Consider the following 24,142-nt stretch of genomic DNA (forward strand, 5'->3'; position numbering starts at 1 on the left):
TTTGTTTTTACTTTTCAGGATGATTTTGATGATATTTCACGAGTCCCTCATCGGGAGATTCTGTAATGCTGTCGATGGTATATCCTTCTTCTTTGGCAACTTCTTGTATTTGTTTGGCATATATCATGGCTTCTTTTCCTGTTATTCGGATAGGGACAGAGAGGTTTTTATATTGAATGATATCACGGCGGAAGAAATTACGTATATTATTCTTTATTAAATTAATAACATATTCATTATCCATGTGGTCATTCAGAAACGCAGCTATAGATATCATTGAATAAGTTGGATTCGGGCGGGAATAAATTTCTTGGAAAATGTCTTTATAAGTGATACCGAATTTTTCAATGAACTCTGTTGTCAAGTCTTTGGGAGCCCAACCTTTTATCAGGTCGGAGATAAACATGCGTCCCAATACGACACTACTTCCGTCATCACCTAAAATAAATCCGCCGTGAAGAACGTATTTATCTATTATTTTTCCATCATAATAGCCGGAAAAGGACGTAGTGTCAATAATACAGATAATGCCTTTTTTATCTTGGAAAAGGCCGCGTGCAGCACCCAGTAAATTACTTTCTACATGAATCGGAGTTTTGAAATGGGCTACAAGCGCGTCTCCTAAAAGTTTTTTACATTCTCTTTCATGGCAATCCTCTCCATAAAAATAAACATGTTTGAACTTTTTTTCAAAAAAGATTTTAGGCAGTTTGAGCCTAATACTTCTACTTATTTCCCTTCGTGTTTGTACGAAAGGATTTATTCCGTCTGTGTTTGCATGATAAAGTGTAGCTGTATCATCTACTGCAGACCAACTTGTCTTTGCGACGCCACCATCAGCTATTAGTATCATATTTAAGTTTAATTTAAGTAATATTTTTAGTGTTAATTCTCAAATATATATAAAAATTTTACATTAACCTAATCTTTTTCTTAAAATTTTTAATAAAAATGTTGTTTCTTCAAGATATACTAAGAAATTGATATGTAATATATTATTGTTTTATTGCTTTTACGGGATATGATAAAGTGAAAATATATACTCGGATAATATTTTCTTTCATGTGAACTGACACCATAGAGAGATCTTGAATTTTTATATCATTTATTCCTAAAAGTTACACTTATTTGTATTCCATTCTTTCAACCGTTATTGTTGAAATTCCCATTGATTATATCCATTTCTTTTTATTTTTTCTTCATCATTTGGAATTTTTATGAGGATAAATTTACGAAAATATGTGAAAATTTAAGTGCATCACGTGCGTGATTCACATGTCTCACGCATGTGATGCATCTGTCTCACGCACGTGATGCATATACACCACGAGCGTGAACCACTTGAATTGTCAATAAAATCAGATAATCTATTATGTGGAAATTCTTATAGTTTCAGCAAGATTTAGTTTATTTGTCCTATCATTTGAAGTAATGATTGTTCGCGGATTTATTGTTTCCCGTGTTAATTGCTATGATTTCACAATTCTGTAACTGTTATCTCTGATGTATTCGTTAGTTAAGTCAAGTGTTTTATACTCATGGATTATTTGGATGATTCAATCATGCGTTGCATTCATTAGCCTGATGATGCTTTACTTTTACGGACATAAAAAAATCCCCCGCAGGACGGAGGATTTCTTTTAGTTTTGTAACGCTTGTATTAAGCCTCAGCCTTTGGAGCTTCCTCAGCAGGGGCAGCTTCTTCTGCTTTTGCTTCTTCAACGGGAGCAGCTTTTGCGGCTTCCTCGGCAGCTTTAGCACCTTCTTCTGCGGCCTTAGCAGCTTCAGCCTCTGCTTTTGCTTTCTCTTCAGCAGCCTTTTTCTCAGCAACCTTTTCGGCAATAGTCTCGTTTACTTTCTTTTCTGCTTCTAAGCGTGCTTTTGCAACAGCATTCTTTTCAGCATTAACTTTGTTCTTCAAAGTTTGCAGATTATTTTGCTTGTTGTTTTTCCAAGCTTCGAAACGAGCGTTAGCTGTAGCCTCATCGAATGCACCTTTAGCAACACCTCCGAGTAAGTGTTTTTTCATATAAACACCTTCTCTTGAAAGGATGTTACGAACAGTGTCTGAAGGCTGTGCGCCAACCATTACCCAATAAAGGGCACGTTCGAAATTCAAATCTACTGTGGCAGGATTGGTATTTGGATTATAAGTACCAATTTTCTCAGTAAATCGACCATCACGTGGAGTTCTTACGTCTGTAATAACAATAGAGTAGAATGCATATTTTTTGCGTCCACCTCTTTGTAATCTAATTCTTGTTGCCATTTAAATAAATGTTTTAATAATTAAAAGAATGATTTGAATTTTATGCTGATAACTCGTATTAGCGGGCACAAAGTTACTGCTTTTATTTGATTACCCAAAGATTAACGGTTATTTTTTATTTTCATACTGCTTCTAATCAGCCATGTTATCAGAAGAATGTAGGCGATGAACGAGATTACTTCACTCCATGAGTTGCTCTGCCATTCTGCGTGATAGAAGTCGATGCCGGCGAACTTCAATCCGGCACTGACTACACCAAGCAAAGCTCCGCCTGCAATGAATCCGCTGGCGAGGAGTGTTCCTTTCTCATTCCGGGTTTTATTCACTTCTTGATCTTTATCGCGACTTGATACATACCACTGAACAGCTCCGCCAACCAGCAGCGGAAGGTTGAGATTCAACGGAATGAACATGCCCAATGCGAATGGCAGTGCAGGTACTTTCAACAGTGTAAGAACAACAGCCATAACAGCACCTATGCCATATAATAACCAAGGAGCGCCCACACCGTTCATCAGTGGATCGATGACAGCAGCCATGGCATTTGCCTGTGGAGCAACTAATGCACCCGATGTGAATCCGTATGTTTTGTCAAGAATCATGATGACTCCGCCTACTGTAGCTGCGGAAACCAGTGTTCCCAAGAACTTCCAAGTCTCTTGTTTGGCAGGGGTTGTACCAATCCAGTAGCCTATTTTCAAATCGGTAATGAATCCACCGGCCATTGATAGCGCAGTGCAAACAACACCTCCCATGACTAAAGCGGCAATCATTCCCGATGTGCCTTTTAATCCCACAGCAACCATAATTACAGATGCAAGAATCAAAGTCATCAGCGTCATACCTGATACAGGGTTTGTTCCAACAATGGCAATGGCATTTGCGGCAACTGTGGTGAAAAGGAATGAGATAACAGCTACCAGCAAAATGGCTACAATAGTATGAAGAATATTTCTGTGCATCACATCGAAGTAGAAGAACAGAAGAACAAGTAATAGCGTAAAGATGGCTCCGAATGCGATAATTGTCATTGGCAGGTCTTTCTGTGTGCGTGGCACAATTTTTTCTGCCTTCTTTCCTCCCATCTCTTTGGCTGCCAGCTTTACTGCTCCCTTAATAATTTTCCACGACTTCACGATACCAATGATTCCTGCCATGGCAATACCTCCGATGCCGATACTCTTGGCATACTCAGCGAATATTTGTTCCGGGCTCATTTCACTGATTGTTTGTGTGATAGCCGGATTCCACATATTTAGTACCTGATCACCAAAAAACAGATTCATTCCGGGAACTATAATTAGCCATACCAACAGAGATCCGGCACAGATGATAGCTGCATATTTCAGTCCGATGATATACCCCAAACCAAGTACGGCTGCGCCGGTATTTATCTTTAATACAACTTTTGCTTTATCAGCTAACATAACACCCCAATCGCATACACGGGTGGTAAAGTTTTCGTTCCACCATCCGAAAGCTGCCACGATAAAGTCGTACAAACCACCAATTAGTCCGGCAATGAGCAGAGGTTTGGCTTGTCCGCCTTTCTTTTCTCCGGAGACCAATACCTGTGTACTGGCTGTTGCTTCAGGGAAAGGATATTTTCCATGATTATCTTTCACAAAGTATTTACGGAATGGTATAAGAAACAGAATACCTAATATACCGCCAAGGAGTGAGCTGATGAACATTTCCATAAAGCTGACGGTCATTTCCGGATACTTAGCTTTTAGGATGTATAGAGCAGGGAGCGTAAAGATAGCTCCGGCTACAATTACTCCTGAACAGGCACCGATACTTTGGATAATAACATTCTCGCCCAGTGCATTTTTGCGTTTTGTGGCACTTGATAGTCCGATAGCTATAATGGTAATAGGAATAGCAGCTTCGAAAACCTGACCGACTTTTAGTCCGAGATATGCGGCGGCGGCCGAAAACAAGACAGCCATTAGTACTCCCCAAGTTACCGACCAAGTGTTCACTTCCGGATATATCTTGTCGGGCTTAAGTATCGGTTCATACTCTTCGCCCTGCTTTAATGGGCGGAACGCATTCTCAGGTAGTCCGACCTGCTTTTCTTGATATTCTTTCATTTTATATCGATTTAATAGTTATGTTTTTTATCAAACTTCCAAAAGTACAGAAAATAATTAGTTTGTCTGACGTTTTTATGGAAAATTATGCGTATAATTACATCGAAATAAATATTTAGGTATGGGAAAGAGTTTTTTGGCATTAATAGAACAGAGTATTAAGCAGAATTGGGATGTTGATGCACTGAGCGATATTGAAGGAAGCACGTTGAAGTATAAAGATGTAGCCAAAGGTATAGCAGAACTGCACATCTTTTTCGATAAGGCAGGAGTGAAAGCCGGCGATAAGATAGCTCTTTGTGGTAAAAACAGTTCCAATTGGGGTGTTATCTTTCTGGCTACACTGACGTATGGTGCTGTCTGTGTTCCTATTTTGAGCGATTTTAAGGCTGATAATATACATAATATCGTTAATCATTCCGACTCTATCGTTTTGTTCGTGGATGAAAGTATTTGGGAGAATTTAGACGAAGGATCCATGCAGAAGCTGAAAGCAGTGCTTCAGATTAGCGATTATGCAGTATTGGTTGACCGTCTTTCTACGCTTCATACTCTTAGAAATAATATGGAAGATTTGTTTATCCGGAAGTTTGTTGAGTTTAATCCTGATGTCATTTCCTATCATGTTGACGCCCCTGATGAATTAGCATACATCAGTTATACTTCAGGGACAACGAGTTTTTCAAAAGGAGTGATGATTCCATATCGGAGTTTGTGGTCGAATATCCGCTTTGCCCAAGATAATATGCCCATCAAGCAAGGAGATAATCATGTTTGTATGTTGCCTATGGCTCATGCTTTCGGCTTATTGTTTTCTTTTCTATTTGAGTTTGCAAATGGGTGTCATACTTATTTCCTTTCCCGTCCGAATCCGAAGATCATATTCAAGGCATATAAAGAATTGCGCCCTACACTCATTATTACTGTCCCATTGGTAATCGAAAAGATTGTGAGAAAGAATATATTTCCTGTTTTTTCCGGAGCAAAGATGACGTTGCTTATGCTTATTCCTGCCTTGCGTCGTTTTGCTTATCAGAAGATACGTGAGAAGCTCTTTCAACTTTTTGGTGGTAATTTTATTGAATTGGTGATAGGTGGTGCTGCTTTGTCTCCTGATGTGGAGGATTTTCTGAAGAAAATAAACTTCCCCTTTACTGTTGGGTATGGTATGACAGAATGCGGCCCGCTTATTAGCTATGCATCTTCTACGACTTTCAAGGCTCATTCGTGTGGACATCCGGTTGATAGATTGAAAGTGAAGATTGTTTCAGATGATGTGGAGCATGCTCCGGGGGAAGTGTTAGTGAAGGGAGATAATGTTACGTTAGGCTACTATAAAGGTGATATGGATAACGCGAAGTCTTTTGATGCTGACGGTTGGTTTCACACAGGTGATATAGCAATTATGGATAAAGAGGAGAATATATACCTGAAAGGACGTTGCAAAACTATGTTGCTCGGATCAAATGGACAGAATATTTATCCTGAGGAAATAGAGGATCAGTTGAATCACTTGCCGTATGTTGTAGAAAGCTTGGTTGTTCAACGTGATGGAAAACTGGTGGCATTGGTTCACCCCAATTATAATGAAGGGGTGGTGAACGGTCTTTCAATAGAGCAGGTGAATAAATTAGTTGAAGATAGCAGAGTGGTGTTGAATAAGAAACTTCCTCATTACAGTCAGATTGCTAATTTTCAAATCTACCCTGAAGAGTTTGATAAAACCCCGAAGCGTTCCATTAAACGGTTTTTATATAATTGATTCATAATAGATATTGGTATAAAGTAACCAAAATAATAGATTCCTGAATATAAATTTCTGAAATTTATTGTATCTTTGCGGTCGCTAACAATAGGAGTGCTTGGTAACCTCCTTTAATAAAACAAGAAAATGAATTACTTAAAGCAACGTGTGAGTGTGCTATTTTTGCTTTTTAGCATTCTCTTTTGTGTTTGTCTTATTACAGCAAACGTTCTTGAAACAAAGCAAATTGCATTCGGTCCGCTTAATTTCACAGGTGGCTTATTGGTTTTCCCGGTTAGTTATATTATTAACGATTGTGTATGTGAGGTTTGGGGGTATCGTCGTGCCCGTTTGCTTATATGGGTCGGATTTCTGATGAACTTTCTATTTGTTCTCTTCGGGGCTGTTGTCGATGTCATTCCGGGAGCGCCTTATTGGAATAATGAACAAGGCTTTCATGCTGTCTTCGGATTGGCTCCGCGTATTGCTGCTGCTTCGTTTATCGCTTTCATTGTAGGTTCATTTGTCAATGCTTATGTTATGAGTAAGATGAAGATTTCATCAAAGGGAAAGAATTTTTCTGCACGAGCCATACTTAGTACCGTGTATGGCGAGTCATGCGACTCTATTATATTCTTTCCATTAGCGTTTATTGGAGTGATTCCAATAGGACAGTTGCCTTCGATGATTATATCTCAAGTGATTTTAAAGACATTGTACGAGATTATAGTGCTGCCTATTACTATCCGTATAGTGCATGCTACCAAACGCATAGAGGGTGATGATGTTTACGACGAAGGTATCAGCTATAATATCTTTAAGTTGAACAATTGATTTTAAGTCAACTCTGCTTGCAGATAGGGACGTGTCATGGACTGTTGGCAATTCAGCAGTCCTTTTACTTCACCTGAATAGAGTAGTTCTCCACCCATTCTGCCTCCGGCAGGACCAATTTCTATTACGTAGTCTGAAGCTTTCAGTACTTCTAAGCTATGTTCAATGAGGAAGATACTATTACCATTGTCTACCATTGAATCGAACAGCTCAATAATATGATTGATATCCTTCACGTGTAGACCATCAGTAGGCTCATCGAGTATATAGATACTTTTTTTCGTATCAAGGAATGACGCAAGTTTTACTCGTTGAAGCTCTCCACCTGACAGAGTAGACAAAGCTTGGTTCAAATGCAGATAACCTACGCCAACTTTCTGCAAGGGGAGCAGTTTCTTGGCTATGGAGGTATCTTTAAAGTAATCAATGGCTTTATTGACTGACAGATCCATTACCTGAGCAATATTTAGCCCGTTTACTTCATAGCTAAGTGCTTCATCATTATACCGTAATCCTCCACAAGCCTCACAAACTGTTTCTATCGGGTCCATAAATGCCATGTTTGATACGATGATTCCTTTGCCACCGCAAACAGGACAACCGCCTTTACCATTGAAAGTAAACATTGAGAACTCGGCTCCTGTTTCTTTTGCGAACAATTTACGAATATCATTGGCAGCTTCTGTGTAGGTACCCGGAGTAGAACGTAAGCTGATTCCTATATTCCGTTGGCTGATATATACTACTTCTCCCGGATATTGATTTCTGAAGCATTGCATCAGGGATGTCTTTCCCGATCCTGCGACACCGACGATACTTGTCATCACTCCTAAAGGGACTTTTACCGTCAGATTCTTCAGGTTGTGCAAGTTTGCGTTCTTAATGATGAACCAGTCTTTCGGAGTTCTTGGACGTAACTTTAAATTGCGTTTTTGAGATAGTAGCAGACCTGTTTGTGTACCACTTTTCATCAGTCCGGCATAGCTACCTTCGTATATGATTTTACCGCCTTCAGCACCTGATCCCGGTCCCATATCCACGATATGATCTGCAATACTTATCATATCTTTATGGTGCTCTACCAGCAGAACGGTATTACCGTTATCACGTAACTTGCGTACAGAGTTTATTAGTAGTCGGATATCATGATTGTGGAGTCCTACACTTGGTTCATCAAGCACGTAAAGTACATCAGACAGTGATGAGTTGATGTATTTGGCTATCTTGCATCGTTGGGCTTCTCCTCCGGATAATGAATCCATTTCCCGACCAAGTGTTAAGTATCCGAGACCAATCTCCTGCATAGCCATCAGCCTTCTGCATAGTGCCTCTTTCATATCTACTGCTTTTGGGTCATCTATTGTTTTCAACCATTCAAGCATTTCCGGAATATCCATTTTTGTCACATCATCAATGCTCTTTCCATTAATCTTGCACGATAGTACCAACGGGTTCAGTCGTGCTCCAAGACAATCAGGGCAGACTTTTGTAGTGATGAGCGGATCGACAGCTTTCTTATGAAGTTTTCCTTCTTCCGAATTAATAATACTTCGGTACATGCGTGGAATCAATCCTTCATATTTAGCTGTTTTAGGCCAGTTGGATGGTGGGTTCTTTAGTTTTATGACCGGAGAGTAGAGGAACAGCTCTAATTCTTCCGGCGAATAATCTTTTATCTTTTTATTCAAATCGAACAGTCCACTGTGTGCATATCGTATCCAACGCCATTCATGCGGTTGAAAGGTCAGGTAGTGAATGACATCCGAATCGTTTAAACATTTATCAAAGTCCACCAGTTTATGAATATCCAGTTCGCGGATTTCTCCTAATCCGTCGCAACGTGTGCAACGTCCATTTGGATGGTTGAAAGAGAAGATCTCGGAATAGCCTGCAAAAGGTTTCCCGACGCGCGAGAACAGGAGTCGAAGCAATGAATAAATGTCTGTATATGTCCCCACTGTGGAACGAGAATTCTGAACGGGTTTTTTCTGGTCGATAACAATACTGACAGGGAGATTTTCAATGCGTTCTACATGCGGACGCCCGTATTTCGGAAGGTAATGTTGAATAAAACTGGGAAAGGTTTCGTTCAGCTCACGCCGTGAGCATGCGGTAATGGTATCTACTACCAGTGATGACTTGCCGGAACCTGACACTCCGGTAAATACGGTAATCTTTTTCTTAGGAATATCTAAGGATATGTTCTTCAGATTATTTTCCTTAGCTCCAACTATATGAATGAAATCCTGATCTGACACCATATTGAATGAATGATGAAGAATAAAGAATTGATAATAAAACTGTTAAAGAAGTTGTTCCAATTGGTTTATATCTTCCTCGGTGGTAGCCCAACTGGTAACAAATCGGCAGACAAGCTGCTCTGCGTTAATACGTTCCCATATTTCGAACGCGACATTCTGTCTCAACTTATCGTATTGAGTCTGATTTAGAAGAACAAATTGCTGATTCGTGGGTGAGTCGACAGCCATCTTATAACCTCTTTTAATGAAGAGCTTTTTTAGTTGATTCGCCATCTCTATTGCGTGGCGCGATATGTTGAAATATAGGTTGTCTGTGAACAAAGTATCAAACTGAATGCCGAGTAGACGTCCTTTGGCCATCAGTGCTCCATGCTGCTTTACAGTAGTGAAAAAATGTTTAGGAGCGCACATGTTAGTGAATACCACTGCTTCTCCACAAAATGCCCCTACTTTTGTTCCACCTATGTAAAATACGTCACAATGTGTAGCCAGATAGTGAATGCTTACATCATTGCTGTCGGACATTAATCCATAGCCCAAGCGAGCTCCATCGACAAAAAGCGGAAGCTCATACTTCATACATACTTGATAGATTTTATCCAATTCTTGCTTGGTGTAAAGGGTTCCCAACTCGGTTGGAAAAGTAATATATACCATTCCCGGCTGTACACAGTGCGGATTAGTTTCATCGGCAAAGAAACGTTTCATATATGCATCAATGGAGGCTGCGTCTAACTTACCTTCTTTACCTTTTAAAGGGAGTACTTTATGTCCTGAAGCTTCTATGGCACCCGACTCATGAATGGTGATATGTCCGGAGTCAACAGAGATAACCCCCTCGTAATTACGAAGTAACGAATCAATCACCGTAGCATTGGTTTGCGTACCACCAATAAGGAAGTAGATATCCGCTTCCGGTATCCCGATAGCTTTCTTTATTTTCTCTTTTGCCGATTCTGTAAAGGGATCGAACCCGTAACCTGATGTACGAGTATTATTCGTTTCCATCAAACTTTTCAAAATCAATGGATGAGCTCCATTATTATAGTCGCATTCAAATGATATCATGGGCATATTTGCATTTTATAACGGTGCAAATATACAGAAATTTATTTATATCTATTTTTGTTCGAGCGTGGTTCGATGAAATATTAACGGCTACCAATTTTATGATTAACTCAAGTTATTTTACCTTGCATTTTTGTATTGTGGTTTACTTTATGTGACTTTTTAGACTAATTGCGTTTTGTACACCATCGACAGAATGAATTTGTTAAGCCTGACTCTTAGATGAAAAGGGTCGTATAACATGTTTAAAAGGTGTTTTTGTTTTTTCGTCGGATGTATTAAATATTTCATAAAGAGATTTAGAAAAGTGATGCGTATGATTTATTCGTTTCACTTCTGTGAGGCGATTGTTTCACTTCTGTGAGGCGATTGTTTCACTTCTGTGAGGCGATTGTTTCACTTCTGTGAGGCGATTGTTTCACTTCTGTGAGGCGATTGTTTCACTTCTGTGAAACGATAAATTCTTCTGATGAATATGGCAATTTATATAGTTCACTTTTCCTACTCTTATATATCGGAATAATAGATGTTATGATTCTTTTCTAAAAAGTTATGTATTCATCTTGCGTTACTTAGGTTATTGCCTGTTGTTAAACGAGTATAAATCTGCTTAGTGAAAACGTAATCTTAAACCTATTGTTAACATTCTTCCCGGAGAAAAAAGAGCATAGCGGCGAGTACTGCTGCCTATGCGGTGATCGGTCTTGTCGAAAATATTATCAATGCCGATACTTGGTTCCACAGACATCCAACTCAGATAATTGAAAGTATGGGTAGTGTTCAGATTCATAATACCATAGCCGGGAGCATCCTCATATAACGGATAATAAGTTTTACTCTGGAACCTTCCGTTTAAATTAATATTTAGCGTGTACTTATTCCATAAATGATTATAATTAGCAGCCAATGTCAAGGCATTTTTGATTGAACGGTCGAGTACAGTCCAACTATCTCCACTCTTTGTTTTTCCATTGGTATATGAATAGTTGGCATTGAAGTAGATTCCATCGAACACATTGGCAGAGAAATTGACTTGCAAGCCTTTCACCAGTCCCTTGTCACTGTTCATATACGAAGTATAGCGTGTTAGCTTCTTGGCATCTGATTCTGTCATTTCCGGAAATTCTGCTACTAAAGATTTACGTGTAGCGTCGTCACTGATGCTTGTTGCTTCTTTCACAACCATGTCGTCGATGGTATTTATGAATCCCGTTACAGAAAGGGTAAATACATCGGTGTGATATTCTGCGTTTATTGAATAGTAATTGCTTTTCTCCGGTTTCAGGTTCTTGTTTCCGAAGATGATTTGAGGATTTCCTCTGTAAGTGCTGAAGTAATGGTAATAAAGTTCGTCCATTCCCGGAGCGCGGAATCCGGTAGACCAAGTGGCACGCAGATTAAAATGCTTTGGAGAATACATTAACGCGACCTTTGGAGTGAATCGGTTGCCAAATATCTCATGATGATTATAACGTGCTCCCAATGTAGCTTTCAAGTTCTTTATGATAACCAATTCGTGTTGCGCGTATCCGGCTAAAGTATAAATATGATTGTTTACAGAACCGGAAGAAGAATTTAAGAAGTCGTTACTCCAATAAGCCCCCAAAATAGTGGTACTGTTTTTCGTAAATCCAAATATGCCTTTCAATTCATTTTCATAATGCTGTTGTTTTTTCGATTGGATATAATCTCCAATCTGATAGGTTTTTGTTATTACATCGTATTCTTTTCCATAGCGGTAGTTATCGCTGGTAAAGTCATATTGCAATGAGTTTCGTTTATTAAATTTATAGATTCCTCCAACATTGAATCGAAGTGATTTATGCCGCATTTCGTAATCTGAGCCTCCGCTTATTTCCGTACTTGTTTCCGGTCGGTCGGTTAGTCGCTTTGATATTTCCATTTCTCCATGCCATGCCCACTGATTCGTCGGTGAGTAAGAAAAACGCTGACTGAATATGTTTGAATGATAACCGGTAAATAGTGGAGCTATTGTTTTTTGTGTTTCCGTAGTAGAATCTTTTATATATTCTAAATCATTATTAGAATAGCTGTGAGCTTCATCGTGTGTAAATGAGGTGTATGATCCAAATCCGTGTTTTATAATATCTGCGTTTACAGACTGCGTGAACTTTCCTTTTCCTGAAATATGAGTATCTGATGTTGCCGCAATCATTTCTTCTGTAGGCTGATCGGTGATAATGTTGATTACACCTCCTATTGCGTCCGATCCATAGAGAGAGGAAGCAGCTCCGTCGAGAACTTCAATTCTTCGTATACGGGCTATGTTAATGCGGTTGATATCTATGTTATTTGATATATCTCCAATCAGTTTCTTTCCATTGATTAGTATTAAGATATATTTATTTCCTAATCCGTTTAATCGTAGGAAAGATCCCATGGAGTTAGGAGACATGGATACTTGTGGCATCATCTTTGTAATAGCGTCGGAGAAGTTGGAAATTCCTTGTTCATTCATTTCTTGTTTAGATAGAACATGTACAGGTGTAGCAGTCGACTTTAGTCTTTGATGGTGACCGCTTCCGGTTACCACAATCGGACTCAAATCAAAGATGCGGTTTGTTATGTCAAAAGTATCTTTTTTAGACACATGTACTTGGGCAAATATATTTCCTTGAAGTATGGTTAAACAGCAAATTGTCAATATTGCTTTCCTTCTTTTTTTCATGCACAAATTAATAATAGAAAAAGCTTTCCGCCTAATAGCGGAAAGCTACCTGATAAATAGTATGTTATGAAAGTATTCAATAATGTATCCTTTCGGATTTGATTATTCCGGATTCTTAGAATGATAGAAATCAAGAGGTTCACCGTTGATGGCATTTGTTGTATGCTGCATCCAAAGAGCGCGTACATCTTCAACTTCCAATAAACCTTTGACTATACAAGTATTATTGTCACAAGTATAACCTGCGGTATTAAAGAAAGACTTCCAACTTACTTCTTCATCGTTTTCATTTAAGTTTTTGGGAGCGTCGGAATCTCCGGCCATATCATTGTGAGCATGGTCTCCGGCGATAGACATTAACGGATGCAAATAAACAGTTCCATTGGTAACTCCGTTAGCTTTCATTCTTGCATATACGTCATTCTTATAATTGTCCGGCATGTCTACAGTTCCGACATAGTAATTAGAATTGATTTTTTGCAGTGCTTCTTCCAATTGAGAATAACGTATGTTAGCTTTATAAGTATCATACGTATCAGGGTTTCCATGTCCCATAAGTGCTACAGTGCCTTTAGACGCGTATGAACTGAGATTTTTATCAAGAGCATTAGCAAGATTATTTACGTCTGTCTCAGCGTCTTGCATTAAAGGAGTTCCAAGATAAAGCTTTACATGCGACAGATAAGTATCATCCAAGTCTGCGCTGTTATTGTTAGCGAAATCTTTGATATAGTTGATTACACGTGTGTATTCCTCACCAGGGATTACCTGTAATGATTGAACGACAATGGTGTTATATTGAACACGCCCAAAACCTTCTAACCAGTAATTAGGAGAGTAGAAGTTACGTGACGCAACGTGTTCACCGGCTGCTGCTCGATTAATGCAGATAGCCGAGGAGAACGACAAGAAAACGTCATATTCTGGGAATTTAGCTTTATAAGCTTCCACAGTTGAGTCGAACGCGTCGAAAGCCTGCTGCCAAGTACTGCCGAATGCAACCAAAAGTAAAGCCTTATCATGCTTCTTTTCTGATTTAATAGTATTGTCTACTGCAGATTGGTAACGATTGTAGTTTGAATCGGTATCATCATTACTACATGACGTAAAAGAGATTGTTGTTGTTACCATGGCAATAAATGCCAATAAAATAAATTTAATTTTCTTCATTGTAATTATTGTTTAAATTTGGTTTATAGTTATTTGATATTTTTTTCCCTTGTGAGAATTTGATTGTAAAAGCCGCGTATATGGTTGTGCCGGGCGTCGTCGTTCCTAAGTGCAAACCATGATAAGTTTTATCTATATAGTTAAAGATATTGTCGATACCGGCTTCAAGACGGTAAGTCATTTTTTTACTTCGACCGAAATCGTGGGTAGTTGAGAGTCTCCAAATCTGATATCCTTTTCCATTTCCGTTTATTTGATAATATCGTTTTGAAGACATCTTTCCGTACATGCCGATTCCTATGTGATAATAAGGTTTGAGCTGATGTCCCCAAGTAATATAACAATTGGCTTTGTGATGTGCCATACCATCAATGACCACATTTTGCAGTATATCTTTGGTTGTATTATAGACTTGTGCTTTTGTGTCAAGATAGCTATAACCGCCTCCAATTGTTAATTCTTTAGTTATATTATAATTGAGATTCACGTCTACGCCAAAAGTTTTGGCACTTTCCAAATTTTTGTATTGACGTACTTTAACAGGATCATATTCTATAAGATATTCTGCCGGAGCTTCACCCTTTGGAATGGTTACTAAAGCAATCATGTTATCAACATTATTATAATAAGATGTTACCGATATGGATAACTGATTTATTCTATATTCTCCACTAAGTGAGTAATAGGTTGATGTTTGCGGTTTTAGATTTTTATTTCCTAAATATAAATAGGTACCCGACATTTCTCGTATATAACGATAATATAGTTCCTTTGGAGTAGGGGTTTTGAAGCCTTCACTCCATGTTGTTCTGATTCTGAAATCTCCTAAACTCAACATGGCTGATATCTTTGGAGTAGCTTTGAATCCAAATGCTTCGTTATTGTTCAACCTTAATCCTGCTGTGATATTCAATGGTTGAAACCAGTTAAATTCATCCTGAAAGTAAAGTGCTTCGGTGGTATCGTGAGCTTTACCTTTGATAACGCGCATAGGGGCGTGCAGCCAATCATACCTCCACTCGAATCCGGCAATTAATCTGTTCATGTATGGCAGATTGAATACTCCTTTTAATTCTACCATGGTACGTTCTTGGTTGCTCTGCAAATTCTTTTGTCCGGAAAAATAAGGATAATAATGATCTAAAACGCCCTTAACGTATCTATCTTCTAATGTAGTATCCGTATAATTGTAGAAGTATGCATGTTTGTCCCAACTGGTGTTGAGTGTGACATAATCTATCTTATTCAGTTTCCATTTACCTCCGGCACTGACCGATCCGTTATGATATTCTAAATCGTATGTCTTAACATCGGTGGCCGCATACTTTCCACTCGGTCGATAGATGCGTTTCCAATAGGTACTTCCTTCGGTATAGATTTCTATATTCTTGTTGATCTCATAACCTATGCGTTCGGATATTTGCCAGTTGGTATGTCGGTTCACGGTTTTGTTTTTGGAATCTGTGATAAGGAATTCTGTTTGTTTTGGGTCTTCTATGGAAGTGTTTTGCCAACCATCGGAATGTTGTAATTGAAAGTTTGTATATAAGCTCCATTTCCCAGAACGGAAACCTATTCCATTGTGTTGACGAATATCTCCATAGCTTCCTGTACGTGTGGTATTTTCGAGTAACAAACCTTCTTCATGTTTTTTGGTAATAATATTAATGACTCCGGCAATAGCATCACTTCCATAGAGGGCAGAAGAGGCACCTTTGACTATTTCTATTTGCTCAATGTTTTGTGGGTCAATCAAGTCTAAATCGTTCTGTCCACCTACATCTCCATGTATTCGTTTTCCATTGATAAGAATTAAGATGTAGTTATTGCCTAATCCATTCATCTGTATCTGACTACCCATGTCATCTTTATTAAAATCAATGGAGGATGTTAAACCTGATAACACATCTGAGATGCTTTTCCCTGCATAGTTTTTTAATATCTTATGGCTGATAACCTCTGTTTGTACAGGGACGTCTTTTAATAGATGCTGTGTTCCGGTTCCTGTAATAACGATTTCCGGAATGGAATCTGTTAGGTCTGCATTGACTTGCGCTGAAACTGAACAGAAAACAAACAAAGACAATGCACAAAATAATAACTTATGCTTCATACTTTTAATATTCCAAATAAAAAAGTGCTGAAGTTATTATGTTGGCACATAAATATATAAATGGGTTGTAATTCCATTTTTTATAGCCGTCACTTCAACTCCTGGAAGCACTATATTGTGAATCTTAGTAGGTTTTCTGGCTTTTCTCGATTTGCTTCGTCTTCCCAAGCGTTGCTCAGTGACTGTAGTAAGCGAATCTTTTCAGAGAATTACAGCTGCAGGAACAGCTCCGGTTTTTCACCGGATTCCCTTACATCAAAACGGATAAATGTTTGATTCCTAAAATTCTTTGCAAAGTTACAATAAATATTTAAGTATAATATGCTTTGATAGAATTATTTTTTACCATTCTTTTTTCAATCTCAATAAAATAGATGAAAAATAGAAGAATCTGCTTGGGTTAAAGAAAGCATTGATCGGATTCGGGATAATGGAAGTCTTATCATCAGCCGAAGTAAAGATACAGGATGTTACATAGTAATAATAAAGCCAACTGAGATAACTCAATTGGCTTTCGTGTGATTCTGTAGGGATTCAAACCCTAAACCTTCTGATCCGTAGTCAGATGCTCTATTCAATTGAGCTACAGAACCGTACCATAATTAAAATTATTCAAAAGCATTCAAAAAGTGATTCTGTAGGGATTCAAACCCTAAACCTTCTGATCCGTAGTCAGATGCTCTATTCAATTGAGCTACAGAACCAATATACTTGCTTTCTTATTTAACGGGTGCAAAGATACCTTCCTTTTTTTGACTTTCCAAATCTTTTTGGATGATTTTTTTGATCAAAATGGCGCAGGTGATTATTTGGGTGCTTTTTTATAGCAATAAATGGCAATGAATGTGTATAATGCATTTGGAATCCAAACGGCCAGAATAGGAGGTAGGTTGCCATTGATAGCAAACGTGGAGGAAATGGTTTGGAACAGAATATATGAGAAACTCAGTGCTAATCCGATGCCTAAATAAAGTCCCATGCCACCTTTTACTTTTCGTGAAGAAAGAGACACTCCGATAGTAGTTAAAATGAATGCCGCAAACGACATAGCAATGCGTTGGTGATATTCAATCTCAAATTCTTTGATATTGGCAAAACCTCGTTCTTTTTGTTTCCGAATGTATTCATGCAACTGCGGACTCGTCAGGGTTTGTTGCTGATTATTCTTAATCAGGAAGTCGGAAGGCTCCATTGGAACAATGGTATCCATTTTTTGTCCTGTGGTAATCTTTTCGCGCATACCTTCCATTTCGCGAATCATATAATCCTTTATTGTCCATTTATGAACGGCTGTTGTGTCGTAAGTAATGCTTCGGGCAGTAAGATGTGATACCAGTTTTTTATCCTTAAACTTATCGAGTGAGAAACGATATCCTGTCTTATTGAAGTCTTCGTAACGCTCCATATAAGCAATCACTCCACCGGCTACTTCCAGTTGAACATTCCGTACGTAATCTACTTTCTTTCTCTTATTCTTGTATTGCACTTCAAAGTCCAGTCGCTTAACATTACCTTTAGGAATGATATAGGCACCTAATCCGTAGGTTAATAATGCAATTAATGCTGATGAAATCATATACGGTCGGAGCATACGTTTGAAACTCATTCCGGTAGAGAACATCGCAATAATCTCGGAATTCTCTGCTAACTTGGATGTAAAGAAAATGACTGCAATAAAAACAAACAGCGGACTGAACAGGTTGGAGAAGTAAGGGATAAAGTTGATATAATAATCAAAAATAATTGCTTTAATAGGTGCTTGGTTGTTGATGAATCTGTCGATATTCTCGTTAATGTCGAATACGACGGCAATAGAGATAATTAAAGCGATAGCAAAGAAATAAGTGCCAAGAAACTTCTTTATAATGTATATATCAAGACGTCTCAACCAATGGCTTGGGCGAAGCCAGGAACGGGTCGGCTTGAAATCTTCCTTATGCACCTTAATCCAGACAGGTAATCTTTTCATTCTGTCGATAGCAGCCTTTGCCTCTTCGACAGTTGAAGTCCAAGCATTTGTTATTTTTTTCAATACCTCCATCGTATCTTTACAATCTGGTAGAAAGCCGTTTAACCATGCTTGGTTTCCATGCGGCATAATCTCCTTCTATAATATGTTTTCTTGCTTCGCGCACTAACCAAAGATAGAATGCCAAGTTATGTATCGAAGCAATTTGCATTGCCAACAATTCCTGAGCGTGGAACAGGTGACGCAAATAAGCTTTCGTGTATGCTGTATCCACATAAGAATCTCCTTCTTCATCAATAGGAGAAAAGTCATCAGCCCATTTCAGGTTCTTCATATTCATAATGCCGTTTTTAGTAAAGAGCATCCCGTTTCGTCCGTTGCGAGTAGGCATCACACAGTCGAACATATCCACTCCTCTTTCTATTCCTTCCAGAATATTCACCGGCGTTCCCACTCCCATTAAATAACGTGGCTTGTTTTTCGGAAGAATCGCATTGGTCAGTTCAATCATCTCGTACATCTTTTCTACAGGTTCACCAACGGCTAAACCGCCGATAGCATTGCCATCAGCATTTTTCGAGGCGATATATTCCGCCGACAAACGGCGTAAGTCGGGATATACACATCCTTGGACAATGGGGAAGAGTGCTTGTTTATATCCGTATTTCGGTTCTGTCGCGTTAAAGCGAGCAATGCAACGATCGAGCCAACGATGCGTGCGCTCAACCGATTCCTTCGCGTACTTATATTCGGCTGTACCCGGACAGCATTCATCGAAGGCCATAATGATATCGGCTCCGATGGTACGTTCTATATCCATTACTCTTTCCGGAGTAAACATGTGCCGGGAACCATCTATGTGCGACTGGAATTCAACGCCTTCTTCTTTCATCTTTCGAATTCCGGTGAGCGAAAAAACTTGAAAACCACCGCTGTCTGTCAGCATAGGACGGTCGAATCCGTTGAACTTATGCAGGCCTCCTGCTTTCTCCAGAATATTTAATCCCGGACGCAGATAAAGATGATAGGTATTACCTAAAATAATCTGGGCCTTGATATCGTCTTTAAGTTCTCGCAGATGTATCGCTTTTACCGATCCGGCTGTTCCAACAGGCATAAAGATAGGTGTTTCTATCTGTCCATGGTCGGTAGTAATCAGTCCTGCCCGGGCATTCGACTTTGGGTCTGTATATTGCAGTTCAAAAGTCATTTCTTTGTTTCTTCTTTTTCTTTCGCTTTGTCGTCATCCATAATTTTTTGGAAGTCGACGGCATCATTTACTTTCTCATCTGAGAGAGCGAGTTTCCAAACCTCTTTTATATCGGTTACATAGTGGAAAGTCAATCCTTCAAGATACATTGGATTGATTTCCAAGATATCCTTTCGATTGTTCTCGCACAATATAATTTCTTTGATACCGGCACGTTTAGCTGCCAGAATCTTCTCTTTAATTCCTCCAACAGGCAGTACCTTACCTCTTAAAGTAATTTCTCCGGTCATAGCTAAATTCGGCTTAACTTTCCGTTGAGTCAGGGCAGAGGCCAATGATGTTGCCATGGTTATACCTGCCGACGGACCGTCTTTTGGAATAGCTCCTTCGGGGACATGGATATGAATGTTGAAATTTTCAAATATACCGTCCGGAAGATTAAGTAGTTGGGCATGAGCTTTTATGTATTCCAGAGCTAACATGGCCGACTCTTTCATTACATCTCCTAAGTTACCTGTCAATGTCAGGCGACTGCCTTTGCCTTTGCTGACGCTGGTTTCAATAAACAGTATTTCACCTCCCACTGATGTCCAAGCTAATCCCGTAACTACACCGGCATAATCATTGCCTTGGTATTTGTCTCGGCTGTATTCCGAAAGACCAAGTAAGTTCTTTACATCGTCAGGCTTGATGGTTCGTATTTCAGAAGAACCGTTTCGAGCAATACTTAATGCAATCTTACGAATTATTTTATTGATTTTCTTTTCCAGTTCGCGTACGCCACTCTCACGAGTATAGTTCTCTATGATATATTCCAATGCAGGCTTAGTGAACTTCACATCTTGTTTCTTCATGCCATTAGCTTCCAACTCTTTAGGAATCAAATGGCGACGTGCTATCTCTATCTTTTCCTCTGTAATGTAACCACTTACTTCAATTAATTCCATACGGTCGAGCAGTGGGGGAGGTATTGTACTCAGCGTGTTTGCTGTAGCTATGAAGAGAACATGTGAAAGATCATAATCCAAATCGATATAGTTATCGTGGAATGTATTATTCTGTTCAGGGTCAAGCACTTCGAGTAAAGCGGAGCTTGGGTCTCCATGTGCGTCACTGCTCAGTTTGTCAATCTCGTCGAGAATGATAACCGGATTCGAAGACCCGGCTTTTGTCAAACTTTTGATGATTCGTCCCGGCATGGCACCGATATAAGTCTTTCGGTGTCCGCGAATTTCGGCTTCATCGTGCACACCTCCCAATGACATACGAATATATTTACGCTTTAAGGCAGAAGCAATGGATTTGCCTAATGAGGTTTTTCCTACACCGGGAGGGCCGTAAAGACAGATAATGGGTGATTTCATATCACCTTTCAGTTGCAATACTGCCAAATGTTCAAGGATACGTTCCTTTACTTTTTCCAGCCCGTAATGATCCTTGTTCAGAATTCGTTCTGCATTGTTGATATTTAGATTGTCAGTGGTGTATTGGTTCCAAGGCAAATCGAGCAGTGTCTGCAGATAAGTTAGCTGGACATTATAATCAGGCGATTGTTGGTTAATACGTTCCAACTTAGAGACTTCTTTATTGAATACGTCGGCAACCGCTTCATTCCACTTTTTCTTTTTGGCTTTATCACGCAGTTCGTTTACCTCGTCTTCCGATCCGTTGCCCAACTCATTTTGTATGTTCTTTATTTGCTGTTGCAAGAAATACTCTTTCTGTTGACGGTCGATATCCTCGCGGGTACGCATTTGAATATTTTGCTTGATATCGGCCAATTTGATTTCCCTGTTCAGAATTTGAACCAGTCGGTACATACGTTCTTTTAGGGAGTTCAGCCTTAGCAATTGTATTTTCTCTTTGACTTCGAATGGGAAGTTTGAACAAACAAAGTTGACTAATATCTCGGCTTCGTTTAAATTTTTAATGGCAAAGACGGTATCCGGGCTTAACTTTTCCGATTTTTCTATGAATTTCGTTGTCAGTTCGCGACAAGTATCTGTCAATGCTTGGAACTCGTCCGAATTATTGCCATTCGAATTGTTTTCGGGAACAGATGAAACTCTGCCCATCAGATAAGGAAATTCGGAGGTGATTTTATCCAGACTCACTTTCGGACCATTCGACTGAAGAATAACGGTGTTGTTTCCACCGGGCATCTCGAAGATTCTCAGGATTTTAGCCATGACTCCAATATTATACAAGTCATTGAATCCCGGTTCTTCTGTATCTGCGTGTAGCTGACAAACAACTGCGATAGGCTGTTTGTTTTTATATGCTGCGTTAATTAACTTCTGTGTGGTCGGACGACCAACGGTAATGGGCATAACGACTGATGGGAACATAACCATATTACGCAATGGCATGACAGGAATATCTTTTTCCAATTCCAACACTGAAATCATTTCCGGGTCGGTTTGAATTTCAGTCAACATGGAAATATCATCATCATTTTCGTCCCTCAACATAAAGTTGTTTGCTTTTTTTCTTGTGCTCATAAAAATCTGATTCCTCAATTACATTTGACTCTTTAGTCCAAAATGGGCTACAAAGTTAATCAAATCAATTGGTATTTTCTTGATTGTTCTGATAAATAATTCCTATAACTCCAAATAAATCCTAATCGTAGCCGATTGATAGAATTATAATGGCATAGAATGCTTATCCGTAAAGCCTGTTTATTGATAAAACAGATGTGTTATTTGAAAAGTATGTCTGTTGGTCAGAATAAAACAATAAACCCAATAAGATGACGTTGTATCTTGATGCTTATCAATGTGTGAAGTGATCCGCATGAACCGTCCAACTCATGCGCATGAACTGATCAACTCATCCGCATGAGTTTAGCAAATGATCCGCATGAACTGAGCAACTCATCCGCATCACTTTTCCCAGTCATAAGATCATTAAATGTTTTAATGGGTAAGGCATACTGATATTTTGCGTTATCGGGAGAATAATGTATTTTTGGGACGTAAAAATAACGTGGTTGAATGTCGAATTCTTATTTTGCTTTTAAACAGTTTGTGGTACATCATGATCGTTGTGCCATGAAAGTAGGAACAGACGGGGTGTTGCTTGGCGCATGGACCGATGTGGAAAAAGCAACTCGTGTGTTGGATATAGGAACGGGGACCGGACTGATAGCCCTGATGTTGGCTCAACGGAGTAAGGCAAAGGTGACTGCAGTTGAGATAGATAAGGATGCTTGTGCACAAGCTATGGACAACGTGCGACTTTCTCCATGGAAAGAGCGGATTGAAGTGATACAAACCGATGTTCGGACTTATCGACCGGAGAGATTGTTCGATTGCATTGTCGCGAATCCTCCTTATTTTGTGAATTCGTTAAAGAGCCCGGATGAGCAACGCTCAGTGGCTCGGCATACCGGCACATTGAGTTTCCGGGAATTATTGCAAAGTGTTGCGAATTTGATAACTAATGACGGCATGTTTTCTGTTGTCCTTCCTTTTGAAGCGTTGAATGAGTTCTGGTCAACAGCCATGGAATTTCGTTTATGTCCATCTCGCCAGACGACGGTCTTTTCAAAACCGAATACGTCTGCAAAGAGAGTTCTTTTGGAACTCAAACCTCAAATTTGTTCTTGTAAAGTGAATCGGTTGGTTATTGAAGAGGAGCCGCATGTTTTCAGTGATGACTTTAAGAATTTGACTCGCGATTTTTATCAAAAGGTGTAGGGAACTTTCCTTTTAATTCTTTTAAAGATGTTTCAGTGAAATTCATCAGTGGTTGGAGTCCTTTGAAGAAGTTGTGTATTTCTGTCAACGGGTTAATCGACAATGGCGTAGTTTCTTTATCGGGAGTAATAATGTTTAAACCTTTGGGTATAATCTCAATGGTCAGCTCTTTATCCCCTTCTATCGGATCTCCGTCTACATGGAATACGCCCGGGGTTGCTCTGTGGATAGTAACTTTCTTTGTTCGGAAAGTTTTGATGCGCGAATCTTGATCAATGGTCTTGTTGAATAAGCGAAAAGTAAGGGGCCCGATATCTAAAACGGTAAATGGTTCCAGAATAGTGACATCGAGTAGTCCGTCGTTCATTGAAGCCTGTGGAGCTATATAGGCATTATTTCCATATTGGTCGGCATTTGCGCAAGTAATGAGGAAAGCTTTATGCCGAATGGTACCATCTTCTGTGGTGACTTCGTATGTCTCAGGTTTATAACTTAAATATTGCTTCAGTATATTCTGTACATAGGTCATCGGGCCGCGTTTGCCGGCAGTGGCAAACTTCATACTTATGAAAGCATCAAATCCCACTCCACAAGTACAGAAGAAAGGAATCTCATTAATCTTTCCATAGTCGATACAAAGTTGTTTTCCTTTATTTAATATATGTATAGCTGCTTTTGGTTCACGTGAGATATGAAGTGCTCTGGCCAGTCCGTTGCCCGATCCGCAAGGAATAATTCCCAATGCAGTGTTTGAGTGAACGATTCCACGAGCTACTTCATTTACCGTTCCATCGCCACCGATGGCTACGGCTATGTCAATGTTTTGTTTAGCAGCGTTGGTTGCCAGTTCAGTCCCGTGTCCGGCGTACTCTGTCTTTACTATCTCATAGTCATACTTCTCTTTATCCAACAATTCGTCTATCATTTTCAAGATGGCGTCTTTACTTTGGATTCCGGAAATAGGATTTACGATGAAAGCAATTTTCTTCTTTTCAGCCATAACACATATTTCAAATGG

15 protein-coding genes, 2 tRNA genes and 1 riboswitch are annotated in these 24,142 nt (G+C 39.2%); of the genes, 3 read left to right on the forward strand and 14 right to left on the reverse strand.

All coding sequences use genetic code 11. The annotated features are described in order from the left end of the window. Positions 1 to 7: 7 nt before the first annotated feature. The 3 genes from LO761_RS05490 to LO761_RS05500 all read right to left on the reverse strand — a co-directional run bounded on the left by LO761_RS05490 (position 8) and on the right by LO761_RS05500 (position 4,365). Complete coding sequence (locus LO761_RS05490) at positions 8 to 853, reverse strand: hypothetical protein (protein ID WP_272817322.1); 846 nt, start codon at positions 851 to 853, stop codon at positions 8 to 10. Between the two features lie 807 nt (positions 854 to 1,660). Beyond that, a complete protein-coding gene (locus LO761_RS05495) occupies positions 1,661 to 2,269 on the reverse strand; it encodes a 30S ribosomal protein S16 (RefSeq protein WP_272817323.1) in 609 nt (202 codons plus the stop codon). 101 nt (positions 2,270 to 2,370) lie between these two features. Then, a complete protein-coding gene (locus LO761_RS05500; RefSeq protein ID WP_272817324.1) occupies positions 2,371 to 4,365 on the reverse strand; it encodes an OPT family oligopeptide transporter in 1,995 nt (664 codons plus the stop codon). 121 nt (positions 4,366 to 4,486) lie between these two features. Here LO761_RS05500 and LO761_RS05505 point away from each other — a divergent pair, with 121 nt between their 5' ends. Together LO761_RS05505 and LO761_RS05510 are read left to right on the forward strand one after the other, a co-directional pair. Continuing rightward, positions 4,487 to 6,127, forward strand: a complete 1,641-nt coding sequence (locus LO761_RS05505) for an AMP-binding protein (RefSeq protein WP_272817325.1) — start codon at positions 4,487 to 4,489, stop codon at positions 6,125 to 6,127. 129 nt (positions 6,128 to 6,256) lie between these two features. Further along, positions 6,257 to 6,943 carry a queuosine precursor transporter gene (locus tag LO761_RS05510; RefSeq protein WP_272817326.1) on the forward strand — a complete coding sequence of 229 codons (687 nt, stop codon included), beginning with the start codon at positions 6,257 to 6,259 and terminating at the stop codon, positions 6,941 to 6,943. A 2-nt stretch (positions 6,944 to 6,945) separates the two neighbouring features. Here LO761_RS05510 and LO761_RS05515 read toward each other — a convergent pair whose 3' ends face one another. The 10 genes from LO761_RS05515 to lon form a co-directional block, all read right to left on the reverse strand. Further along, the gene (locus LO761_RS05515; protein ID WP_272817374.1) at positions 6,946 to 9,201 is read right to left on the reverse strand and encodes an excinuclease ABC subunit UvrA; all 2,256 of its coding nucleotides are present in this window, start codon (positions 9,199 to 9,201) and stop codon (positions 6,946 to 6,948) included. A 45-nt stretch (positions 9,202 to 9,246) separates the two neighbouring features. Then, positions 9,247 to 10,272 (reverse strand): threonine aldolase family protein, encoded by a 1,026-nt coding sequence (locus tag LO761_RS05520; RefSeq protein ID WP_272817327.1) that lies wholly within the window; start codon positions 10,270 to 10,272, stop codon positions 9,247 to 9,249. A gap of 610 nt (positions 10,273 to 10,882) precedes the next feature. Further along, positions 10,883 to 12,961, reverse strand: a complete 2,079-nt coding sequence (locus LO761_RS05525) for a TonB-dependent receptor plug domain-containing protein (RefSeq protein ID WP_272817328.1) — start codon at positions 12,959 to 12,961, stop codon at positions 10,883 to 10,885. Positions 12,962 to 13,063: 102 nt separating this feature from the next. Next, on the reverse strand, positions 13,064 to 14,131 hold the full coding sequence (locus tag LO761_RS05530; RefSeq protein WP_272817329.1) for a sirohydrochlorin cobaltochelatase: 1,068 nt from the start codon (positions 14,129 to 14,131) through the stop codon (positions 13,064 to 13,066). Continuing rightward, a complete protein-coding gene (locus tag LO761_RS05535; RefSeq protein WP_272817330.1) occupies positions 14,118 to 16,244 on the reverse strand; it encodes a TonB-dependent receptor plug domain-containing protein in 2,127 nt (708 codons plus the stop codon). The genes LO761_RS05530 and LO761_RS05535 overlap by 14 nt, the downstream gene beginning before the upstream one ends. Before the next feature lie 109 nt (positions 16,245 to 16,353). Further along, positions 16,354 to 16,543, reverse strand: a riboswitch (cobalamin riboswitch). Between the two features lie 220 nt (positions 16,544 to 16,763). Next, positions 16,764 to 16,837, reverse strand: a tRNA-Arg gene (locus tag LO761_RS05540). Between the two features lie 37 nt (positions 16,838 to 16,874). Continuing rightward, a tRNA-Arg gene (locus tag LO761_RS05545) sits at positions 16,875 to 16,948 on the reverse strand. 101 nt (positions 16,949 to 17,049) lie between these two features. Further along, entirely contained in the window at positions 17,050 to 18,213 is a 1,164-nt protein-coding gene (locus tag LO761_RS05550; RefSeq protein WP_272817375.1) for an LptF/LptG family permease, read from the reverse strand. 79 nt (positions 18,214 to 18,292) lie between these two features. Next, positions 18,293 to 19,423, reverse strand: a complete 1,131-nt coding sequence (gene tgt, locus LO761_RS05555; RefSeq protein WP_272817331.1) for a tRNA guanosine(34) transglycosylase Tgt — start codon at positions 19,421 to 19,423, stop codon at positions 18,293 to 18,295. Then, a complete protein-coding gene (gene lon, locus LO761_RS05560; RefSeq protein WP_272817332.1) occupies positions 19,420 to 21,924 on the reverse strand; it encodes an endopeptidase La in 2,505 nt (834 codons plus the stop codon). The genes tgt and lon overlap by 4 nt, the downstream gene beginning before the upstream one ends. A gap of 495 nt (positions 21,925 to 22,419) precedes the next feature. Between lon and LO761_RS05565 the strand changes: the two genes are divergently transcribed. Then, entirely contained in the window at positions 22,420 to 23,124 is a 705-nt protein-coding gene (locus LO761_RS05565; protein WP_272817333.1) for a tRNA1(Val) (adenine(37)-N6)-methyltransferase, read from the forward strand. Here LO761_RS05565 and LO761_RS05570 read toward each other — a convergent pair. Then, entirely contained in the window at positions 23,087 to 24,124 is a 1,038-nt protein-coding gene (locus LO761_RS05570; protein WP_272817334.1) for a diacylglycerol/lipid kinase family protein, read from the reverse strand. The two genes, LO761_RS05565 and LO761_RS05570, sit on opposite strands and share 38 nt — an antisense overlap. Between the last annotated feature and the right edge of the window lie 18 nt (positions 24,125 to 24,142).

Source organism: Phocaeicola oris (assembly GCF_021295095.1).
Classification (GTDB): domain Bacteria; phylum Bacteroidota; class Bacteroidia; order Bacteroidales; family Bacteroidaceae; genus Phocaeicola; species Phocaeicola oris.